We start from the raw sequence: 2,967 nt of genomic DNA on the forward strand, positions 1-2,967 counted from the left end.
TCTCGGTGAGAAGCTCCATGAAGAGGTCGATTTCCGGCTCGGTTATGGTGAGCGGAGGAGCTGCCATGAACCATTCCCCGAACTTTCCGCTGGCGGCGCGGCGTGCGTAAAGATGCAGCCCGAGTTCGCGAGCGATCTCCGAAACGCGATAGGACGCTTGCTTGGCTGCGGGAAACATCGCCTTGGTTGCCTGGTCCTCAACGATCTCCACCGCGTTCATCAGGCCTACTCCCCGCACGTCGCCGACGGTGGTGCTCCGTTCCTTCAGTGCGTGGAGCTTTTGCTGCAGCAGGAAGCCCATCCGCTTGGCATTGCCCATCAGATCTTGGTCGAGCATCTCCTTGAGAACCGCGACACCAATCGCCGATGAGAGGGGATTTCCGGCATAGGTGTGGCCGTGCAAGAAACCGCCGGACTCGGCGACCTTGTCCACGATCTTGTTGGGGGCGATCATGGCGCCAAGCGGCGTATAACCGGCGGCCAAGCCTTTGGCTAAGACAACTAGGTCGGGCAGAGCGTTTGGCCAATGATGAGCGGCGAGGAAGGTTCCGGTTCGGCCGGCGCCACACATTACCTCATCGAAGATCAGCAGAACGCCATAACGATCGCAAATCTCCCGGACTTTAGAATAATAATTATCCGGCGCAACCAACGCGCCGGTCGCGACACCGCCGACCGGCTCCATGATGAAGGCGAGTACCGTCTCCTCGCCTTCCGCGAGGATCTGCTGTTCGAGCGCGTCCGCGCAGTAATCGGCATAGGAACTGACATCGAAGCCTTTAGGGAGGCGATAGCTCAGTGGCGCTGGCACCTTGGGCATTATCTGCATGATCGGGCCAAAGATCTCCTCGCGGTCCGGGTCGCCGGTGACAGCGGCGGCGCCAAGCGTCGCGCCGTGATATCCTGGCATGCGCGCAAGGATTTTCCAGCGCTTCGGCTGTCCGCTGGCCACGGCGTATTGGCGCGCGAGCTTGATGGCAGATTCGACTGCTTCCGAACCGCCGGAGACGGGAAAAGCCTGATCGAACCCAGGGCCGGCGAGGTCCGCGATCATCTTGCAGAGGGTATCGGTTGATTCACTGCAAAACGCGGCATAGCTGATGCGATTGGCCTGGTCGATCATCGCATCGCGGACGCGCTCGTTCCCATGGCCGAGATTGACAACGAGCGCGCCGGATGAACCCTCGAGATAGCGCTTGCCGTTGGTATCCCAGAAGAAGATACCCTTCCCATGCGACACCTTGAACGTTCCGGGGGCTCCGCGTGAGCCGGCGTAGAACCTGTCGAATGCATTCTGAACGGGTTTCGGTCGAACGATACTCTGGGCGGACATTTGCAACCTCGTTTGATTGGTTCGTCGGTGTGAAGAAGGGGGCGGCCTGGTTCGCGACGGTGCCACCCGCGCGGAGATCACGTCATGGCGCAAGCCTTCAGTGCGTCGCGGACGGAGAGACGCTCCAATTCGAGGAGGGCCTCCTTCAGACGCGCGGCATTGCTAGCGCCGATGACGGGGCTAGCCAGCATGAGGAACTTGGCTTCCACTTCCGCCTGTCCAAAAGCGGGACCGCCGGGGGCGCCGGTTGGAACCTCGGCCTGGGCGGAAAGCGTTTTGCCATTCTGCAGGGTGACGCTGACGCGGGCCGGCAGGAGCCTTTCGGCATAAAATACCTCATCGGCACCGGCGAGGGTTGAAAGGCTGATCCGTGCCGCGGTTTGTTTGACACCTTCGTCAGTCAGATCGTCTTCGCGGAGGCCGGTCGCGGAGGACTTGTCGTGCAGTTCGAGAGCGACCGCATAGGGGATATGAAACACCGCCTCGATGGTGGATTGCGGCCAGGGGCCATTAAAGTCGCGAACGAACTCGCTCACGGTTTCGACATGAATGCCCCTGATGTCGGCATGGCCGAAACGATGGCTTGTCTGCAGCGCGCGTAGACAGTCGATTGTAGTGTGAATCCAGCGGCAGACGCCATAAGGTTTGAAGCCGGTCTCAAGGATGAAGTAGCGCTCTCCCCATCGGTCAAGCATGTTCTGGGGTTCAAAGCGGTCGGAACCGGCCATAACCCAGAAGCCGTCTTCGCCATCGAAGATGGTGCGGTTCGCGTGGAAACCTTCTCGTACAAGGTCCACCGCGGTGATGGCCCCCTTGTTCGCCCATCCGTAATTGTTCTTCAAAAAGCATATTGGCCTGGAATGGAATTTGGACCCAAAGGGAAGCGGAGCATGCATCGGAGTTAGCCCGTAAGCATCGGCAATTTGCTCGGCGCTGAATTGATGCAAGAGGCTTGCTGCCGTGCAGGCGCCGAAAATTTGCCAACTCGCAAGACCGCTGACGTGGCGGTTGCGGTCTTCGGTAGGCCGCATGGCTGTGCCAAGGCGCAGCGACATTTCATAGCCACCGACAATCGCGGCGATCAGCGCCTTGCCGGAGCTGTCTACCTCTTCTGCAACGGCGAGCGCAGCCGGGATAATGGAGTTGCCGGGATGCCCGAAAAGGACGTAGGAATCATCCAGACTAAGCAATGTGGCGCTATGGCCATTGGCATGAGCGGCATTGGCAGGATGGAAGCTTAGTGACGTACCGAAAACGGTGCTGGGACCACCGGAGTCGGTACGCGCGAGATAGGGCGTCAATTGTCTCGCCCCGCGGCTCGTGCTTCCCGCGATCATGCAGCCGACATGGTCGAGGACGAGAAGCTTCGCCTTGTCAACCACTGCTGCCGGCAGTTCGTCGTATGTGAGGCTGGCGACCGTTTTGGAAACATCTTGTGTCAGGGACATAATTTCGCACCGCAATGAGGAACCTGCGCTATCACCGGGGCCGCAGACACTCCTAGCGAGACTGCCGCGAGTCCACAAAGGCAAATCATGAGGTTAACTTTCATTTCATATCCTCTTCTTTGAATATTCCCACTCTAAGCGATGTCATTTTCCCGGGCATTTGCGGATAGTTATGATCGTGGGTAT

The 2,967-nt window shown here is 59.1% G+C and carries 2 protein-coding genes; both read right to left on the reverse strand.

All coding sequences use genetic code 11. The annotated features are described in order from the left end of the window. Nucleotides 1-1,240: aminotransferase family protein (locus AC07FD_RS39530; RefSeq protein WP_478354215.1), on the reverse strand; the 1,240-nt coding region annotated here is incomplete at its 3' end. A gap of 170 nt (nt 1,241-1,410) precedes the next feature. Beyond that, on the reverse strand, nt 1,411-2,781 hold the full coding sequence (locus AC07FD_RS39535; protein WP_478354216.1) for an MmgE/PrpD family protein: 1,371 nt from the start codon (nt 2,779-2,781) through the stop codon (nt 1,411-1,413). Between the last annotated feature and the right edge of the window lie 186 nt (nt 2,782-2,967).

It is taken from the genome of Mesorhizobium waitakense (assembly GCF_056431085.1).

Bases quoted from the DNA above. Each gene is read 5' to 3' on its own strand.
- AC07FD_RS39535 (WP_478354216.1), bottom strand. From the start codon at position 2,781: ATGTCCCTGACACAAGATGTTTCCAAAACGGTCGCCAGCCTCACATAC.